Origin of the sequence: Niveispirillum cyanobacteriorum (assembly GCF_002868735.1) — a bacterium.
In the GTDB taxonomy this organism is placed as follows: Bacteria; Pseudomonadota; Alphaproteobacteria; order Azospirillales; family Azospirillaceae; genus Niveispirillum; species Niveispirillum cyanobacteriorum.
On sequence record NZ_CP025611.1, the window covers coordinates 1,705,846 to 1,722,880 of the forward strand.

General features: G+C 63.0%; 13 protein-coding genes and 2 tRNA genes. 10 read left to right on the forward strand and 5 right to left on the reverse strand.

From position 1 onward, the window contains the following. Positions 1-82 precede the first annotated feature (82 nt). Positions 83-1,000 (reverse strand): complex I NDUFA9 subunit family protein, encoded by a 918-nt coding sequence (locus tag C0V82_RS07740; RefSeq protein ID WP_102111837.1) that lies wholly within the window; start codon positions 998-1,000, stop codon positions 83-85. Between the two features lie 170 nt (positions 1,001-1,170). Here C0V82_RS07740 and C0V82_RS07745 point away from each other — a divergent pair. The 9 genes from C0V82_RS07745 (at position 1,171) to ptsN (ending at position 7,925) form a co-directional block, all read left to right on the forward strand. After that, positions 1,171-1,255, forward strand: a tRNA-Leu gene (locus C0V82_RS07745). 190 nt (positions 1,256-1,445) lie between these two features. Then, positions 1,446-1,530: transfer RNA gene (locus C0V82_RS07750), tRNA-Leu, on the forward strand. Between the two features lie 172 nt (positions 1,531-1,702). After that, entirely contained in the window at positions 1,703-2,317 is a 615-nt protein-coding gene (locus C0V82_RS07755) for a ribonuclease D (RefSeq protein WP_102111838.1), read from the forward strand. A gap of 123 nt (positions 2,318-2,440) precedes the next feature. Beyond that, positions 2,441-3,124: an LPS export ABC transporter periplasmic protein LptC gene (lptC, locus tag C0V82_RS07760; protein ID WP_158659800.1), complete on the forward strand. Its 684-nt coding sequence runs from the start codon at positions 2,441-2,443 to the stop codon at positions 3,122-3,124. Beyond that, a complete protein-coding gene (locus C0V82_RS07765) occupies positions 3,121-4,071 on the forward strand; it encodes an LptA/OstA family protein (protein WP_102111840.1) in 951 nt (316 codons plus the stop codon). The genes lptC and C0V82_RS07765 overlap by 4 nt, the downstream gene beginning before the upstream one ends. After that, complete coding sequence (lptB, locus tag C0V82_RS07770) at positions 4,068-4,844, forward strand: LPS export ABC transporter ATP-binding protein (RefSeq protein WP_102111841.1); 777 nt, start codon at positions 4,068-4,070, stop codon at positions 4,842-4,844. Before C0V82_RS07765 ends, lptB begins: the two co-directional genes overlap by 4 nt. A gap of 288 nt (positions 4,845-5,132) precedes the next feature. Then, positions 5,133-6,665: an RNA polymerase factor sigma-54 gene (gene rpoN, locus C0V82_RS07775; RefSeq protein WP_102111842.1), complete on the forward strand. Its 1,533-nt coding sequence runs from the start codon at positions 5,133-5,135 to the stop codon at positions 6,663-6,665. Between the two features lie 114 nt (positions 6,666-6,779). Next, positions 6,780-7,397, forward strand: a complete 618-nt coding sequence (gene hpf, locus C0V82_RS07780) for a ribosome hibernation-promoting factor, HPF/YfiA family (protein WP_102111843.1) — start codon at positions 6,780-6,782, stop codon at positions 7,395-7,397. Positions 7,398-7,466: 69 nt separating this feature from the next. Next, positions 7,467-7,925 carry a PTS IIA-like nitrogen regulatory protein PtsN gene (ptsN, locus tag C0V82_RS07785; protein WP_054165887.1) on the forward strand — a complete coding sequence of 153 codons (459 nt, stop codon included), beginning with the start codon at positions 7,467-7,469 and terminating at the stop codon, positions 7,923-7,925. A 76-nt stretch (positions 7,926-8,001) separates the two neighbouring features. On the opposite strand, the gene C0V82_RS07790 is transcribed toward ptsN, so the two are convergent. Beyond that, entirely contained in the window at positions 8,002-9,114 is a 1,113-nt protein-coding gene (locus tag C0V82_RS07790; protein ID WP_158659801.1) for a DUF418 domain-containing protein, read from the reverse strand. Positions 9,115-9,204: 90 nt separating this feature from the next. On the opposite strand from C0V82_RS07790, the gene C0V82_RS07795 reads away from it, so the two are divergent. Continuing rightward, on the forward strand, positions 9,205-9,795 hold the full coding sequence (locus C0V82_RS07795) for a TetR family transcriptional regulator C-terminal domain-containing protein (RefSeq protein ID WP_102111845.1): 591 nt from the start codon (positions 9,205-9,207) through the stop codon (positions 9,793-9,795). 202 nt (positions 9,796-9,997) lie between these two features. On the opposite strand, the gene gltB is transcribed toward C0V82_RS07795, so the two are convergent. From gltB to C0V82_RS07810, 3 genes are read right to left on the reverse strand one after another with little or no spacing between them, the layout of a single operon-like run. Continuing rightward, on the reverse strand, positions 9,998-14,539 hold the full coding sequence (gene gltB, locus C0V82_RS07800) for a glutamate synthase large subunit (RefSeq protein WP_102111846.1): 4,542 nt from the start codon (positions 14,537-14,539) through the stop codon (positions 9,998-10,000). 2 nt (positions 14,540-14,541) lie between these two features. Beyond that, positions 14,542-15,201 (reverse strand): glutathione S-transferase family protein, encoded by a 660-nt coding sequence (locus C0V82_RS07805; RefSeq protein ID WP_102111847.1) that lies wholly within the window; start codon positions 15,199-15,201, stop codon positions 14,542-14,544. Between the two features lie 55 nt (positions 15,202-15,256). Next, complete coding sequence (locus tag C0V82_RS07810) at positions 15,257-16,705, reverse strand: NAD(P)-dependent oxidoreductase (protein ID WP_102111848.1); 1,449 nt, start codon at positions 16,703-16,705, stop codon at positions 15,257-15,259. Positions 16,706-17,035: the final 330 nt, after the last annotated feature.

Here is a 17,035-nt window from a genome sequence, read left to right on the forward strand (position 1 = left end):
CCTCTATATTGGGTGCCTCCCCCCCCCGATCAATGGAAATCGGTCTGCGGCCTGCGCATTTTCACAAACCCAAGCCCCGCATTCAGCGCAGATAGGTCGGGACGACCAGTTCTACGGCTTTGGGCGTGATGCCCAGATCGGTCAAACCCGGCAAGGCGCCAGAGATTACATTGTCCCGGCGCAGCAAAGTCACCTGATCGCGCGTCAGCGGCTTGCCGGGCAGCAACTCCATGAAAAAGGCCTGCAGCATGGCCACGGGGAAAGGTAGGGTCAGCAGAAGTCGGCGGGGTACCCCAGACTGATGCCGGATATAATCCAGCAGCTCCTTGAAACTGTACGCACGCGGACCGCCCAGTTCGTAGGTCTTGCCCGCACAGGCCGGGTCGGTCAGGGCGACCATGACGGCATCGGCGACATCACCGACATAAACTGGCTGGAATCGGGTATGGCCACCGCCGATCAGCGGCAGGAAGGGCAGGACCTTGGCCATCTGTCCGAAGCGGTTAAAGAAGCCATCGCCCGGCCCGAACACAATGGAGGGGCGCAGGATGACCGCATCCGGCATGGCAGCCCGCACCGCGGCCTCCCCCGCCGCCTTGCTGCGCGCATAGGCCGATGGCGAGGCCGCATCGGCACCGATCGCCGATATCTGCACGAAATGACGCGCGCCGGCAGCGGCCGCCGCCCGGGCAATGCGGCTTGCCGCCTGATGCTGCACCCCATCGAAACTGTCGCGGCCCGATGGGGCCAGGATGCCGATCAGGTTGATAACGGCGTCTGCCCCCGTCACGGCAGCGGCCACAGATGCATCGTACCGCGTGTCGGTGACGATGGGCAGCACCTGCCCGACATCGCCCGCCACCTTCATCCAGGACAACAGGCCGGGCCGGCGGGATGGAATGATGACGCGCGCGCCCGCCTGCGCCAGCCGTTTCACCACCTGCCGCCCGATGAAACCGGACCCGCCGAAAACCACCACCGTCCCCAAGGATGCGGACATCGCCCCCTCCCCCACCTTTAAGCGTATGATCTGGATATGGTTCAGGGGTCTTGCATAAAAAGTCGGGCGATCATGAAAAACATCTGTTGACGGCACCGGCGGCGGTCATTATACACCCGCTCCACGACGCGCCGCCCACCGGCAACGATGGAAAGCGCGGTTCGGAAAACGCCCAGATGGCGGAATTGGTAGACGCGCAGGTTTCAGGTACCTGTACCGCAAGGTGTGGAAGTTCGAGTCTTCTTCTGGGCACCATTCCGATGTAACGCTCTTAAGGCCGCCGGTTAGCTCCGGCGGCCTTAAGCGTTTCTGGGCCAATCGCAGTGCGTCAGGAATTGCGTCAAAAAAAATCAACAAACCTGTTGACGCCCGCAAAGCCCCCCTTTATACAGCCGCTCCACGACGCGCCCCCCGACGGCAACGACGGAAAGCGCGGTTCGGATACGCCCAGATGGCGGAATTGGTAGACGCGCAGGTTTCAGGTACCTGTACCGCAAGGTGTGGAAGTTCGAGTCTTCTTCTGGGCACCATCCGCATGAACGCTCTTAAGGCCGCCGGTTAGCTCCGGCGGCCTTAAGCGTTTCTGGGCCTTCCCCTGTCGTCGGCATCGGACCCTTGCGGCATCGCCCCTTGCGATGGACGGTCCGGCAACCGATAAGGGGATGTGCGCACGCAATTTCAGTTAGCCGAGGAATACAGCTCATGTCCCAGATCTCCCTTTATGATGGTGACCTGCCCGACGGTCTGGACCTGGGCCCTGTCGTCGCCGTCGATACGGAGACCATGGGCCTGAACCCGCACCGCGACCGGTTGTGCCTGGTGCAGCTGTCGTCCGGCGACGGCAATGCCCATCTGGTCCAGATCCGTAAGGGCCAGACCCTGGCCCCCAACCTGAAGCGGCTGATGGAAGACCCTGCGGTCCTGAAGCTGTTCCATTTCGCGCGCTTTGATGTGGCCGTGCTGTACAAGGCGCTGGGCATCACCTGCGCCCCCATCTATTGCACCAAGATCACCTCCAAGCTGGTCCGCACCTCCACCGACCGGCACGGGTTGAAGGATCTGTGCAAGGAGATGACGGGAATTGAGCTGTCCAAGCAGCAGCAATCCAGCGACTGGGGTGCCTCGGACCTGAACGAGGAGCAGCTTAAATACGCCGCTTCCGACGTGCTCTACCTGCACCAGATCAAGGAAAAGCTGGACGCGCTGCTGGAACGTGAGGGCCGGCGCGAACTGGCAGAGGCCTGCTTCGCCTTTCTGCCGGCGCGCGGCAAGCTGGACCTGCTGGGCTGGGAAGAACCCGATATCTTCTCGCACTAAGGCCGGTGCGCGCGGACGGCATGGCGGGCCAGCCCTGTGCGGCCCGTCACAGAATTGCCGTCCTGTTCTGTCATCTGCTGCGCCCTTGACCTTCTGACCTTCCGCAAGGACATTTTGCCACCCATGGCCACCGCCCCCGCCCCGTCCAACCGGCCCACCGCGCCGCGCCTGCCGACAGGCGGCGGACGCGACCCGTTTGCGCACAGCAAGGCGGTCCGGGTGGCGCGGGTGGCCCTGCCGGCGGTGGCTTGTGTGGTGCTGCTGACCATCTTCATCTGGCCGCTGTTCGGCGGATCGTCGGATAAGTCAAAGCCGGGACCGGCACAGGGGGATCTTGAGCTGACCCAGGCCCGTTACCTGGGTACCGACAAGAGTGACCAACCCTTTGAAATCCGCGCCGAACGCGCCGCCCAGCAGGGCGGGGGCCGGTCCATGGTTGATTTGACGATCCCCCAGGCCGATATCACGCTGAAACGCGGTGCCTGGCTGTCCATGGCGGCGGCTAAAGGCGCCTATGATCAGGACAAGCAGGTTCTGTCCCTGCAAGGCCCGGTCAGTTTCTATCACGGGTCGGGCTATGAGTTGCGCACGCAAGAGGCCATACTGGACGTGAAAAAGGGTATCGCCTGGGGCAACAAGCCCGTGGAGGGCCAGGGGCCGATGGGAACGGTGGAGGCCGGTGGCTTCCGCGTGTTGCAGGATGGCGATGTTCTGGTCTTCACCGGCCATGCGCGCCTGCGGGCCTTCGGGGCGGGGTCGGGCCAGACGGCCCAAACGAGTGACAAGCCGGGGGCAACGGCACCATGAAGTCTGTGACGCGGGTGAATATCGGGTGGGGCCGCCGTCTGGCGCCGTTGGCGCTGGGTCTGGCATTGGCGGCTGGCACCGGTCTGGCGCAGCAGGCACCGGTATCGGAAGCGCCCGCCACCACCACCCCCTCGCTGGAGATCGGCGGATCAAAACCGATTGAGGTCGATGCCCCGGCAGGGTTCGAATATCATGACAAGCTGCAGGTCGCCATTGCGCGCGGCGGGGCCACGGCCACCCAGGGCGACATGGTCCTGACCGCCGACACGCTGGCCGCCTATTTCCGCAAGAGCAAGGATGGCGGGAACGAGGTCTATCGTCTGCTGGCCGAAGGCAATGTGCAGTTGAAGAATACCGACCGCACGGCCCATGGATCGCGCGCCATCTATGACCTGGATAAGTCGGTGGCCGTGCTGACGGGCGAAGGCCTGCGCCTGACCACCCCGACGGAGACGGTGACGGCGCGCGACAGTTTGGAATATTGGCGCGAACAGGAACTGGCGGTGGCACGGGGCGATGCCCTGGCCGCCCGCCCGCAGGACCGTATCCGCGCCGACCGTCTGGTGGCGCTGCTATCGCGCGATGCTGGTGACAAGCTGGGCCTGTCGCGCGTCGATGCCGATGGCGGCGTGGTCATCACCACCAAGACGGAAACGGCACGCGGCGACAAGGGCACCTATGACCTGGACAGCGAGCGTGCACTGCTGACCGGCAATGTCCGTGTCACGCGCGGCCAGAATCAGCTGAACGGCCCTGCGGCAGAGGTTGACCTGAAGTCGGGTGTCAGCCGTATTCTATCCCGTACGCCGGGTGCCGCCCCGCAAGCGACCGCCCCTGCTACGGGCGAGCGTGTAAAGGGTCTGTTCATTCCCAACCGGCAGGGTGAGGGCGGCGTGCCGCAGCAGCCCAGCCCGCCCGCCAACCCGAAGGGGAGCGAGAAGCCATGACCCAGCCAACCCAGGACAAGTCCGCGACCGGCCCCCGTCTGGTCACCGACAATACGGGCCTTGTGGCGTCACGCATCGGCAAGGCCTATAAGGGCCGCCCCGTCCTGCGGGATATTTCGCTGTCGGTGAACCGGGGCGAGGCGGTGGGGCTTCTGGGTCCCAACGGGGCCGGCAAGACCACCTGCTTTTACATCATCACCGGCCTGATCCTGCCCGACCATGGCAGCATCACGCTGGACGGGTTGGAGGTCACCTCCCTGCCCATGTATCGCCGCGCGCGGCTGGGCATCGGCTATCTGCCGCAGGAAGCCAGCATTTTTCGGGGCCTGAGCGTGGAGAACAATATCCGCGCCGTACTGGAGGTGGTGGAGCCCGACCGCGATATCCGCGAACAGCGGCTGGACGAACTGCTGGCCGAGTTCTCGATCACGCATCTGCGCCGCACACCGGCCCTGGCCCTGTCGGGTGGTGAGCGTCGCCGTGCCGAAATCGCCCGTGCGCTGGCCAGCCAGCCGCATTTCATCCTTCTGGATGAACCGTTCGCGGGCGTTGACCCCATCGCCGTGAACGAGATCCGCGAACTGGTCAGCCATCTGCGCGAACGCGGCATCGGCGTGTTGATCACCGATCACAATGTGCGCGAGACGCTGGATATCGTGGACCGCGCCTATATCCTGCATGATGGCGTCGTGCTGATGCAGGGCACCCCGTCGGAGATCGTGGCGCACAAGGATGTGCGCCGCGTCTATCTGGGCGAACGGTTCAGCCTGTAGCCACCGTCGCCAGATGGCCGTGAGGGAACGGGGCCGTAATGGCGCGGACCCAATTTGCTGCAGAAATCAATGGAATAATTTTCAGGCACGCCGGGCCTAACTGTTGCGGGCACGCGTCTTGCATCGTACCTTGGGCCTCGCTGGGAACAGCCGACGGGGGTATGCCAGCCGAGAGGCCGTCACAGGATGATGGCGGCGGCTTTTCAAGGATGACCACCGTCGGGCCTTTGAACCGGCATTGGTGCAACCGGCAGATATAAGCCCGTCAGAACAGGTTTTCCGGCAAGAATGGCGCTCCAGCAACGGCTCGATATACGCCAGGCACAGTCGCTGGTGATGACGCCGCAGCTTCAGCAGGCGATCAAGCTTCTTCAGCTGTCGAACCTGGAGCTGGCCGACTATGTGGACCAGGAGCTGGAACGCAATCCGCTGCTGGAACGCGATGATGGCACGGGCTGGAACGATGCGCCCACCACCGGTGTCGACCGGGAAGAAGCGCCCGCCCCCGTGAATGAGAGCCGGGTGGCCGATACGGTGGAACTGGCCACGTCCGACCGGATGGCCGGGTCCAACGATGCTCCGCTCGATACCGATTTCGAAAATGTCTACACCAACAGTTCCGCCGCCGACATGGACAGCGCGGGCCTGGGGTCGGGGGAACAGTTTGGCGACTGGTCATCCCGGTCGGGTGGATTCGATGATGATGGCGAGGGGTTCGAGGCGACCCTGACAGAGCGGCCGAAGCTGCGCGACCATCTGGAAGAACAGATCACGATGGATTTTCCAGACCGGCTGGACCGGCTGGTCGCCTATGCACTGTTGGATCATCTGGACGAGGCCGGGTATTTCACCGGCAATCTGGAAGAAGTGGCGGTCCAGCTGGGGTGCGGGCTGGAGCAGGTGGAGACGGTGCTGCTGCGCATGCAGCGCTTCGACCCCGCCGGCATCTTCGCGCGCACACTGGCCGAATGCCTGGGCAACCAGTTGCGGGAGAAGAACCGCCTGGACCCCTGCATGCAGGCACTGCTGGCCAATCTGCCCCTGCTGGCGGCACGCAATCTTCAGCAGCTTCTGAAGGTCTGCGGCTGTGATGCCGAAGACTTGTCGGACATGGTGGCCGAGATCAAGGCGCTGAACCCCAAGCCGGCGCTGGCCTTTGATTTCGAACCTGTTCAGACCGTGGTGCCCGATATCCTGATGCGCGCCAGCCCTGGCGGCGGCTGGATCGTGGAACTGAACACCGAGACGCTGCCCCGCGTGCTGGTCAATCAGCGCTATCATAGCCGCGTGACCACGGGTGCCCGCAGCAAGGCAGACAAGGAATATATCGCCGAACAGTTCCAGTCGGCGAGTTGGCTGGTGAAAAGCCTGCATCAGCGGGCCAACACCATCCTGAAGGTGGCGACCGAGATCGTCCGACAGCAGGACGCCTTCTTCCTGCATGGCCTACAATTCATGAAGCCGTTGATTCTGCGTGATATTGCAGAAGCCATCGGCATGCATGAAAGCACCGTCAGCCGGGTTACCACCAATAAGTTCCTGTCTTCCCCGCGTGGGGTCTTCGAACTTAAATACTTCTTCACGTCCGCCATCCAAGGTGCCGACGGTCAGGCGGCACATTCGGCAGAGGCCGTGCGTTACCGCATCAAGGCCCTGATTGATGCGGAGAAGGCGGATGACACCCTGTCCGATGATAAAATCGTGGAAATCCTGCGTGCCGATGGGATCGACATTGCACGCCGGACGGTGGCGAAGTATCGTGAAGGCATGAAGATCCCTTCTTCAGTCCAGCGCCGTCGGGAAAAGGCCCTTGGGTTGTAACCCCTGCGCTGGCCGCTGAAGGAATACCCATCCTGGGACTCCCGGTCTGGATGCCGGTTCCTGGATGTCGGTTCCTTCGGGTCTGGCCATGCGCCCTGAAACGACAGGTCGAATATGCAAGTTACCGTCAAAGGCAAGCAACTGGATGTGGGCGATGCACTGCGGACCCATGTGAAGGATCAGCTGGCATCGATGGTCGGAAAATATTTCGGGAACCCTATGGAGGCGACCGTCATCCTTTCGAAGGATGCGCATCTGTACAAGGCCGATATCCAGGTGCATGTCGGTCGTGGGATTCTGTTGCAGTCGAATGCCGAAGCCACGGAACCCTACCCCGCCTTCGACGAGGCTGCCGACCGCGTGGCCAAGCGTCTGCGCCGTTATAAGCGTCGTTTGAAGGATCATCATGAACGGACCACGCTGAACCAGCTACCCGTTCAGGCCGCCCGCAAGTACATCCTTGAAGCGGAGGCGGATTCCGACGATTATGCGGCGGATGAAGCGCCGGCTCCGGAGGGAAACGGGCATCACGGCATGGTCGTCGCGGAGATGGAGACCTCCATCGAAATGCTGACGGTCAGCGATGCTGTGATGCGCATGGACCTTGGCGAGTTGCCGGCGTTGATGTTCCGCAACCGCGCCCATGGCGGGCTGAACATGATCTATCGCCGGGCCGATGGTAACATCGGCTGGGTGGACCCTGCCGGGGCGGCCGGGTCGGTGAAACAGTAAGGTGATGCGTACCCCATGGCTCTGTCCCTACGTTCCGTATCCCCTTCATTCCAGACCCCTTCGGCAGCGATGAATGATCTTTTGACGCCGGAGGCGATCCTCCCGAACCTGAAGGCCGGCTCCAAAAAGCAGGTCCTTCAGGAACTGGCGAAGAAGGCGGCCGACCTGACCGGCCAGCATGAACGGGCCATTTTCGACGTGCTGGTGGAACGTGAACGCCTGGGCACCACGGGCGTGGGGCGCGGCATCGGTATCCCGCATGGCAAACTGCCGGGCCTGACCGGCGTCATGGCCATTTTCGCCCGGCTGGAAAAGCCGGTCGATTTCGAGGCGATCGACGAACAACCGGTGGATCTGATCTGCCTGCTGCTGGCCCCGGAAGGGGCTGGTGCCGATCACCTGAAGGCCCTGGCGCGCGTGTCGCGCGCTCTGCGGGACCCGGTGCTTTGTGACAAGCTGCGCGGTGCGGAATCGGGCGATGCCCTGTACGCGCTGCTGGCCCAGACCGAACAGGTCAACGCCGCGTAAGGCTTTGGGCTTCATACCAGACTTCGTGAAACCGGCGTCCCAGCGATGGGGCGCCGGTTTTGCATTTGGGGGGCGATCATCCGTAGGTAAATCGACGCAGCAAGGCCTCCAGCGGGCCACGGCCAAAGTGCTGGGCATAGAACCCTGTCAGGATCATGGATGACAGGGCCACCGGCAGTGACAGGCCCAGCAATGCCGCGTGCCCCAGACTATTGTACCAGCCCAGCCCATATCCCCCGAACAGGGCACCGGCGATGACACCCTGCAGCACATAGCAGGAGAGCGAATTACGTCCCGCCAACAGCAGCAGGGTCGGCGGTTGCCAGCGATCCGCCAACCAGAGGATGGCTGCCAGATAGAAGGTGGCCAGCATCGGCCCGCCGAACGCGATCGTGCCGATACAAAGCACGCTTAACAGACCAGCATCAGCCTGCGTGACAGCCGTTGTGCCACTGACATAGGCCAGATTGAGCGCCAGACCGGCCAGAAGCAGCCAAGGCATCACCCGATGCAACCGACGCCGCGCATCGCTATCAGGATCGAAGAAATTCACGCGCGCCGCGGCGATACCGGTCAGAAAGGCGGCCAGCGCCGATGGCCCCTGGAACAGGGCCAGAAAGGCAAATGTCGATGGCCAATCGCGCAGGCGCACCGTGATCGTGTCGACGAAGCCGCCACCAAGGTTGGGCGTGGCCCCTGCCCCCACATCACCGGCAAACAGCAGGATCAATCCCAGAAGCAAGGCGCTGCCAAACGACAGACCCAATAGACAGCCGGCCATTTTCAACAGCCGGCGCGGTGGGCAACGGCGCAGCGGCCAGGCCAGCAGGCCAAGAAGGGCGTACAGCACCAGGATATCGCCCACGAAAACCAGCACGACATGCATGACGCCAAACAGCGCAAGCAGGCCAAGTCGTCGCGCGAATCGTCGGTTGAATGACGCCCCTGCCCGTTCCGCCGACAGGGACTGTACCTCCATCCCCCAACCAAAAATGAAGGAGAACAGGAGGAAGAACTTTGCCTGGAACAGAAACTCAACGAGCATCGCGGCCAGCCGGTCGGCGGGAGCCGGCGGCAGTACCATCGTTGCTTCCATGGGCAGGGCAAAGAAGGGCAAATTGACGACACAGATACCGGTCAGTGCCACCAGACGCACCAAATCCACGGCGGCATTGCGTTCAGACGACAAAATGACCACCTCTATGCTGAGCAGTTGCTCATCTTATACTGAGCAACTGCTCAGCATGTCAATCAGCCGTGATGACAAGGAAGATCGGACGTGAACGGACGGGACAAGGGTGGGCGGGAGCGGATCATTCAGGCGACAGTGACACTGCTGCTGGAAATGGGCCTTCTGGCCGTACAGACGCGCGCCGTGACGGAGCGCGCCGGCGTGGGGACCGGCCTGTTGAACCATCATTTCCGCTGGCCCGAACTGCGCGCCAAGGCCTGGGAAGCCATCTTCGAGGAGGTGGTCGCCGATCTCTGGCGCACTGGAGAGGACCCACAGGGGGCCCTGAACCGGTTCATCACGGAATCGTTCGATAACAGCGCCCGCCCCTATTGGACCCTGTGGATACAGGCAGAGGCCCTGTCGGCGACCGATAAAGCCATGGCGGCGACACTTGCCCGCACGCGCACCGCGCTACGCCACCGTTTCACGGCCCTGCTGGAGGCGGGCAATGCCGTTGGCTGTTGGTTACTGCCAAGGCCCGCTGCCACCGCTATAAGGCTGGAGGCGCTGCGCGATGGCTTGGTCGGGATGCTGCTGAACGGTGATGCAGAGATCGACGCCGCCCAGGCCAGCTACCATCTGCGCCACGCGATCACGCTGGAACGAGGGGACACGCCCACCCTTGCGGCACCGTGATCTTTGATCGGCGTGATGATTAAGGGCGAGCATTGATTGAAAGGAGCCGACTCTCTCCTTACCGACTCCCCGCCGACTCCAAGTAAGGATAGATTCGACTCGCGATTCGCCCCTGCGAGTCGCAACCCGCAGAAACCCTCACTTCCCGAGTCGCACAGCCAAAAGAAAAGGGGGCCTTTCGGCCCCCTATCCTTACTTGCTCTTACTCAGCGCTCAGTCGTTCCGGTGCCGTAACAGGGATCGGCAGCCGGTTCAGCATTTCCTTCGGGACCACCTGCCAGAACTTACCCCGCACCAGTTCCCAATCGTTGAGAAGCTGGGCGGCCCAGCGGCTGCCCGTCTCGTCGATATGTTCCTGGATCAGAGCCTTCAACTGGTCCTCGTAATGAGGGACCTCCAGGCGCTGCCAGATGACGCTTTCCGGGTTCACGAACAGCGGGAACTGGCCTTCCTCGTCATAGACATAGGCCATGCCGCCCGTCATGCCGGCGGCGAAATTGTCGCCGACCTTGCCCAGGATGGCGGCCAGACCGCCCGTCATGTATTCGCAGCCGTTGGAACCGCAGCCTTCGACCACCACCGTGGCGCCGGAATTGCGCACCGCGAACCGCTCACCCGCCTGGCCCGCCGCGAACAGCTTGCCCGCCGTGGCACCGTACAGGACGGTGTTGCCGATGATGGTATTCTCGTTGGTCTTCAACGGGCTGGCCGTCAGCGGACGCACCACGATGGTGCCGCCCGACAGGCCCTTGCCGACATAGTCATTGGCATCGCCGAACACTTCCAGCTTCAGACCCTGCACCGCGAAGGCACCCAGCGACTGACCCGCCGACCCGCGCAGACGGACCGTGGCGTGGCCGGGCTGCAGGCCCTTCATGCCGAACTTGCGGGTGATCATGCCCGACAGGGCCGTGCCGATGGCGCGGTGGGTGTTCTGGGCGTGGTACTGCATCTGGGTCTTTTCACCCACTTCGAACAAGGCCTTGGCGTCCTTGATCATCTGGGCATCCAGCGTGTCCGGCACCTCGTTGCGGCCTTCCAGCGTGCAGTAACGGGCATATTCGCCGGGGTCGGCCACGGACAGCAGCGGGTTCAGGTCCAGATCGTCCAGATGGGCGGCACCACGGCTGACCTGATGCAGCAGATCCGACCGGCCCACCACTTCGCGCAACTCGCGGAAGCCCAGGTTGGCCAGGATCTCGCGCACTTCCTCTGCGATGAAGCTGAACAGGTTCACCACCTTTTCCGGCGTGCCCGTGAACTTCTTGCGCAGGTCTTCATCCTGCACACAGACACCGACGGGGCAGGTGTTGGAATGGCACTGGCGGACCATGATGCAGCCCATGGCGACCAGGGCCGCCGTGCCGATACCAAATTCTTCGGCACCCAGCATGGCCGCCATCACGATGTCACGGCCGGTCTTCAGGCCGCCATCGGTGCGCAGGGTGACGCGGTGGCGCAGACGATTCAGCGTCAGCACCTGCTGCACTTCCGACAGGCCCATCTCCCACGGCACGCCGGCATATTTGACGGAAGTCTGCGGCGAGGCACCGGTGCCGCCATTATGGCCGGCGACCAGGATGATGTCGGCACCGGCCTTGGCCACGCCAGCGGCGATGGTACCGATGCCTGACCGCGACACCAGCTTCACGCAGACCTTGGCGATCGGGTTGATCTGCTTCAGGTCATAGATGAGCTGGGCCAGATCTTCGATCGAGTAGATGTCATGGTGCGGCGGCGGGCTGATCAGCATCACGCCAGGGGTGGAATGGCGCAGCTTGGCGATCAGCTCGGTCACCTTGAAGCCGGGCAACTGCCCGCCCTCGCCGGGCTTGGCACCCTGGGCCACCTTGATTTCGATCTCGCGGCACTGGTTAAGGTACTCTGCCGTCACGCCAAAGCGACCGGAGGCCACCTGCTTGATGGCGCTATTCCAGTTGTCGCCATTGGCGTCGGGCTTGAAGCGCGCCGGGTCCTCACCACCCTCCCCGCTGACCGACCTGGCACCGATGCGGTTCATGGCGACGTTCAGCGTGCCATGCGCCTCGGGCGACAGGGCGCCCAGCGACATGCCCGGCGTGATGAAACGCTTGCGAAGGGAGGTAATGCTTTCCACCTCATCGACCGGCACGGCCTTTTCCGCCGGCTTGAAATCCAGCAGGTCGCGCAGGTTGATGGGCGGGCGCTTGTGCAGCGCCTCGGAGTACTTCTTGAAAGTGGAGAAGCTGTCGGTGGACACCGCCGTCTGCATCAGGTGGATCAGGCCACCTTCCCAGGCATGGCGGTCGCCGCCCTTGCGGAAGCGGTAGAAACCGCCCACCGGCAGGGCCACCACATCCTCGTCATAGGCGATCTTGTGCTGGCCCACGACCTCTTCCTGGATGCCATTCAGGCCCAGGCCGGAAATGCGGGACGGCAGACCGGGGAAATATTCGGCGGCCAGGGAGCGCGACAGGCCAATCGCCTCGAAATTCAGGCCGCCACGGTAGCTGCTGATAATGGAGATGCCCATCTTGGACATGACCTTCAGCAGACCGTCATTGATGGCCTTCTTGTAGCGCTTCAGGCAGTCCTCCAGGCTCATCGCGCCGAACAGGCCACGGCGGTGGCGGTCGGCGATGGCTTCCTGGGCGATGTAGGCGTTGACCGTGGTGGCACCGACGCCGATCAGCACCGCGAAGTAATGCACGTCCAGGCATTCGCCGGACCGCACATTCAGGCTGGTGAAGGTGCGCAGTTGCTGACGGATCAGGTGCGTATGCACGGCACCCGTCGCCAAGATCATCGGCATAGGCGCGCGGTTGGCCGTCATCGCTTCATCCGTCAGGATGACATGGGTGGCACCGCCACGCACAGCATCCTCGGCCTCCTGGCGGATACGGCGCAGACCGTCGCGCAGGGCGTTGGGGCCGGAAGCCGGTTCGAACGTGCAGTCGATCTCCGCGGCGGTAGCGCCCATATATTTGCGCATGGCGCGGAATTCCGCACTGGTCAGCACGGGGCTTTCCAGTTGCAACAGGCGGCACTGGGTCGAATCCTCGTCCAGGATGTTACCCAGGTTGCCCAGACGCGTCTTCAGCGACATGACGCGGGTTTCGCGCAGGCTGTCGATCGGCGGGTTGGTGACCTGGGCGAAGTTCTGGCGGAAATAATGGTGCAGACCGCGATACTTGTCGGACAGAACCGCAATGGGGCTGTCGTCACCCATGGAACCGACCGCTTCCTTGGCGTCGTCCACCATGGGCTGCAGGATCAGTTCCAGATCCTCCATGGTGATGCCATAGGCCAGCTGACGGCGGCGCAGCTCGTCCTTGGACAGTTCCGCCGGCTCCACCGGGGCCTTCTTGACCAGATCGTCCAGGACCGTGATCTCGCCGATCCATTGACCATAGGGGCGACCAGACGCCAGATTGTCCTTGATCTCGCGGTCGTGGAACAGCTTGCCTTCCTTCAGGTCGACCGCAATCATCTGCCCCGGACCCAGGCGGCCCTTCTCCACCACGGCCTGTTCGTTGATCTTGACCATGCCGGTCTCCGACCCGCCGATGATCAGGCCGTCACCCGTGATGACATAGCGCAGCGGGCGCAGGCCGTTACGGTCCACACCACCCACAACCCAGCGACCGTCATAGATGGCCAGTGCCGCCGGGCCGTCCCACGGCTCCATCACGGCATTGGCGTAGCTATACAGGTCGCGATGCGCCTGCGGCATCACTTCCTTGTTGGACCAGGCTTCCGGCACCAGCATGGTCTTGACCATGGGTGCCGAACGCCCGGACATCAGCATCAGTTCGAACACGGCGTCCAGTGCGCCACTGTCCGACGACCCGACCTGGATGACGGGCTTCAGGTCCTCGACATGCGCGCCGAACGCCTCGGAATACATGCGCGTCTCATGCGCCTTCATCCAGTTGACGTTGCCGCGCAGGGTGTTGATCTCGCCATTATGGGCCAGGGTGCGGAACGGCTGGGCAAGCTGCCAGGTCGGGAAGGTGTTGGTGGAATAGCGCTGGTGATAGACGGCGAAATTGCTCTCGAACCGCGCGTCCAGCAGGTCAGGGTAGAAGGCCGTCAGCTGCTCGGCCAGGAACATGCCCTTATAGATGATGGAGCGGGCGGACAGGGTGCAGATGTAGAAGCCGCCGATCTGTTCGCCGGCCACCGCCTTCTCGATGCGGCGGCGGATGATGTAGAGGTCACGCTCGAACTGCTCGTCCGAGACGGTGCCATCATTGCCGACCATGATCTGTTCGATCTCGGGCCGGGTGGCGTTGGCCTTTTCCCCGATGATCGAGATATCGATGGGGACCTGGCGCCAGCCATAGATGGTGTAGCCCCAGTTCAGGATTTCCGTCTCGACAATGGCGCGGCAGCGTTCCTGCGCCGACAGGTCGGTGCGCGGCAGGAAGACCTGGCCAACGGCGATCAGACCCTTCGGCTCTGGATGGCCAGTACGGACCACGACCTCGCGGAAGAAAGCCTGGGGCAACTGCACATGGATGCCCGCCCCGTCGCCCGTCTTGCCGTCAGCATCGACCGCACCACGGTGCCAGAGCGCCTTTAGCGCCTCCACGGCCTTTTCCACCACCTCGCGCCGGGGCTTGCCATCAATGGCCGCCACAAAGCCGACGCCGCAGGCGTCGTGCTGTTCGGTATCGACAAAGGCGGTGGTGTCCAGCAGGGCCTTGTTGGCGGTGTATTCCGCCGCGAAAATCTCACCGGCGTTGATGGTGGCGTCGGTCATGGTCAGGCCCTCTGTTCAGAAGTCAGCGCATCGGCCAGGGGCACGGGCGTGCCCACGGCGTCTGTGATTTTGATGTGGTTCGGCTGGGCGGCAAACCGGTCCAGCCAGTCGCGGATGGCGGGATAGGGGGCAAGGTCAAAGCCCCCCTCCTCCGCCACATGGGTGTAGGCGTAGAGTGCGATGTCGGCGATGGTGGCGTGCTGCCCGACGAACCAGTCCCGGCCCGTCAGGTGGCGTTCCATCAGCTTCAGCGCCGCATGCCCCTGCTCGCGCTTTACGATCAGGGCATGGATACGTTCGGGGTCCATGGCCACCTTATGAGTGATCCAGAACCGCGCCGTCGCGATGTTCGGCTCGTGGCTATACTGTTCCCAGAACAGCCATTGCAGGACGGCGGCCTTGTCCCGGCGGTTATCCGGCCAGAAGGTTGTGTCCTCCGCCAACCAGCGCAGGATGGCGTTGCTTTCGCCCAGGAAATCCCCTGGCGCCAGCCGCAGCAGCGGGATGCGCCCATTGGGGTTAAGCGCCAGAAAGGCGTCGGTGCGCGTCTCGCCCGTGTCGATATCCATCTCCACCCGCTCAAACGGGAGGCCAAGCTGCGTCAGCAGCCAGCGGCACTTATAGCCGTTCCCGGAGGAGAGGTGGTCATAGAGGCGGAGCATGGACGCAATTCACCCGTTGACGGTGGATGGAGAAAGTTCCGGCTATCGGGGCGACTTATTCCGCCGCCACCGCCACGCCCTGGGCGATCTTGGCCTGGATGTAGTTGTGGATGCCCACGGCGGCGTCGCGGCCATCCTTGATGCCCCACACCACCAGGGAGGCGCCGCGCACGATGTCACCGGCGGCAAACACGCCATCCAGATTGGTCATCATCGTGGCGTACTTCACCTGCACCGTACCCCAGCGGCTGACCTTCAATTCCGGCACGCCGAACAGGGTGGGGATGTCTTCGGGATCAAAGCCCAGGGCCTTGATCACCAGATCGGCGTCCATGGTGAAGTTGGAGCCTTCGATGGGCATCGGCGTCTGACGACCGGTTGCATCGGCCACGCCCATATGCATCTTAAAGGCCTTCACGCCCGTGACATGCGCGTCGCCTGTGAAGCCTTCGGGCGCCGTCTGCCAGACGAATTCCACGCCTTCTTCTTCGGCGTTCGCGGTTTCGCGCTGGGAGCCGGGCATGTTCTTGCGGTCACGGCGATAGACGCACTTCACCGACATCGCCCCCTGGCGGATGGCCGTGCGCACGCAATCCATGGCGGTGTCGCCGCCACCGATGACGACCACCTTCTTGCCCTTGGCGTTCAGCTTGCCCGTCTCGAAATCCAGAACGGTATCGCCCAGGCTCTTGCGGTTGCTTGCCGTCAGGTAATCCAGGGCCGGCACGATGCCGTCCAGGCCGGAACCGGGACCACCCAGGTCGCGCGCCTTATAGACGCCGGTGGCGATCAGAACCGCATCATGCTGGGCGCGCAGGGTCCGCATGTCGGTGTTACGACCGATTTCCACGCCCAGATGGAACTTGACGCCACCCTCCTCCAGCAGCTTCCAGCGGCGGATGACCACATCCTTTTCCAGCTTGAAGCCCGGAATGCCATACATCAGCAGGCCGCCAACTCGGTCATACCGGTCATAGACATGGACCTGATAGCCCTTCTTGCGCAGCTGGTCGGCGGCAGCCAGACCGGCGGGGCCGGCACCGATGATGGCGACGGACTGTTCGCGCTCAATGCGCGGCACGATGGGCTTGACCCAGCCCTTATCGAAGGCCGTGTCGGTGATGTATTTCTCAACCGCGCCGATGGTCACAGTGCCATGGGTCGACTGCTCAATGGTGCAATTGCCTTCGCACAGGCGGTCCTGCGGGCAGATGCGGCCACAGATTTCGGGCAGGTTGTTGGTGGCCTGCGACAGTTCATACGCCTCTTCCAGCCGACCTTCGGCCGTCAGCTTCAGCCAATCGGGGATGTTGTTGGAGACGGGGCAATGCACCTGACAGAAGGGGACGCCGCACTGCGAACAGCGGTTGGCCTGTTCGACCGCGCCCTTGTCGGTGAAGCGGGCATAAATCTCATTGAAATCCTGGCGACGGATTTCCGCCTCGCGCTTTTCGGGCATGCGCTGGTCGGTGTGAACAAAGCCCAGCATCTTCTGCGTCGCCATGGAACCAATCCTTACCGTCAAACGGGGCCGGGCCCCTTCCTTTGCCGCAGTGCAAAGGGCCAAACGCCCCGCACCGTTGGAAACGGCGCCAACAGGCGGGTAATCCCCTTTCCCGAATGGCGCCGGTAAGGTTCATATAAAACGTAAAATCAGCCCCCGCCAGCAGTTTTTTAGCGTTAGGTCAGCATTGCTGACCATTTCGCCCTGCATAGTTCCGTTGCATTTGCGCATACCGGGCGTTGCGAACCGTTCGCAGATGCGCAAATAGGTCCGAAAAAGGACTATCTTTGATTTTTGTGAGGCAGACGGCCTGTTTGATGGGCAAAGCGG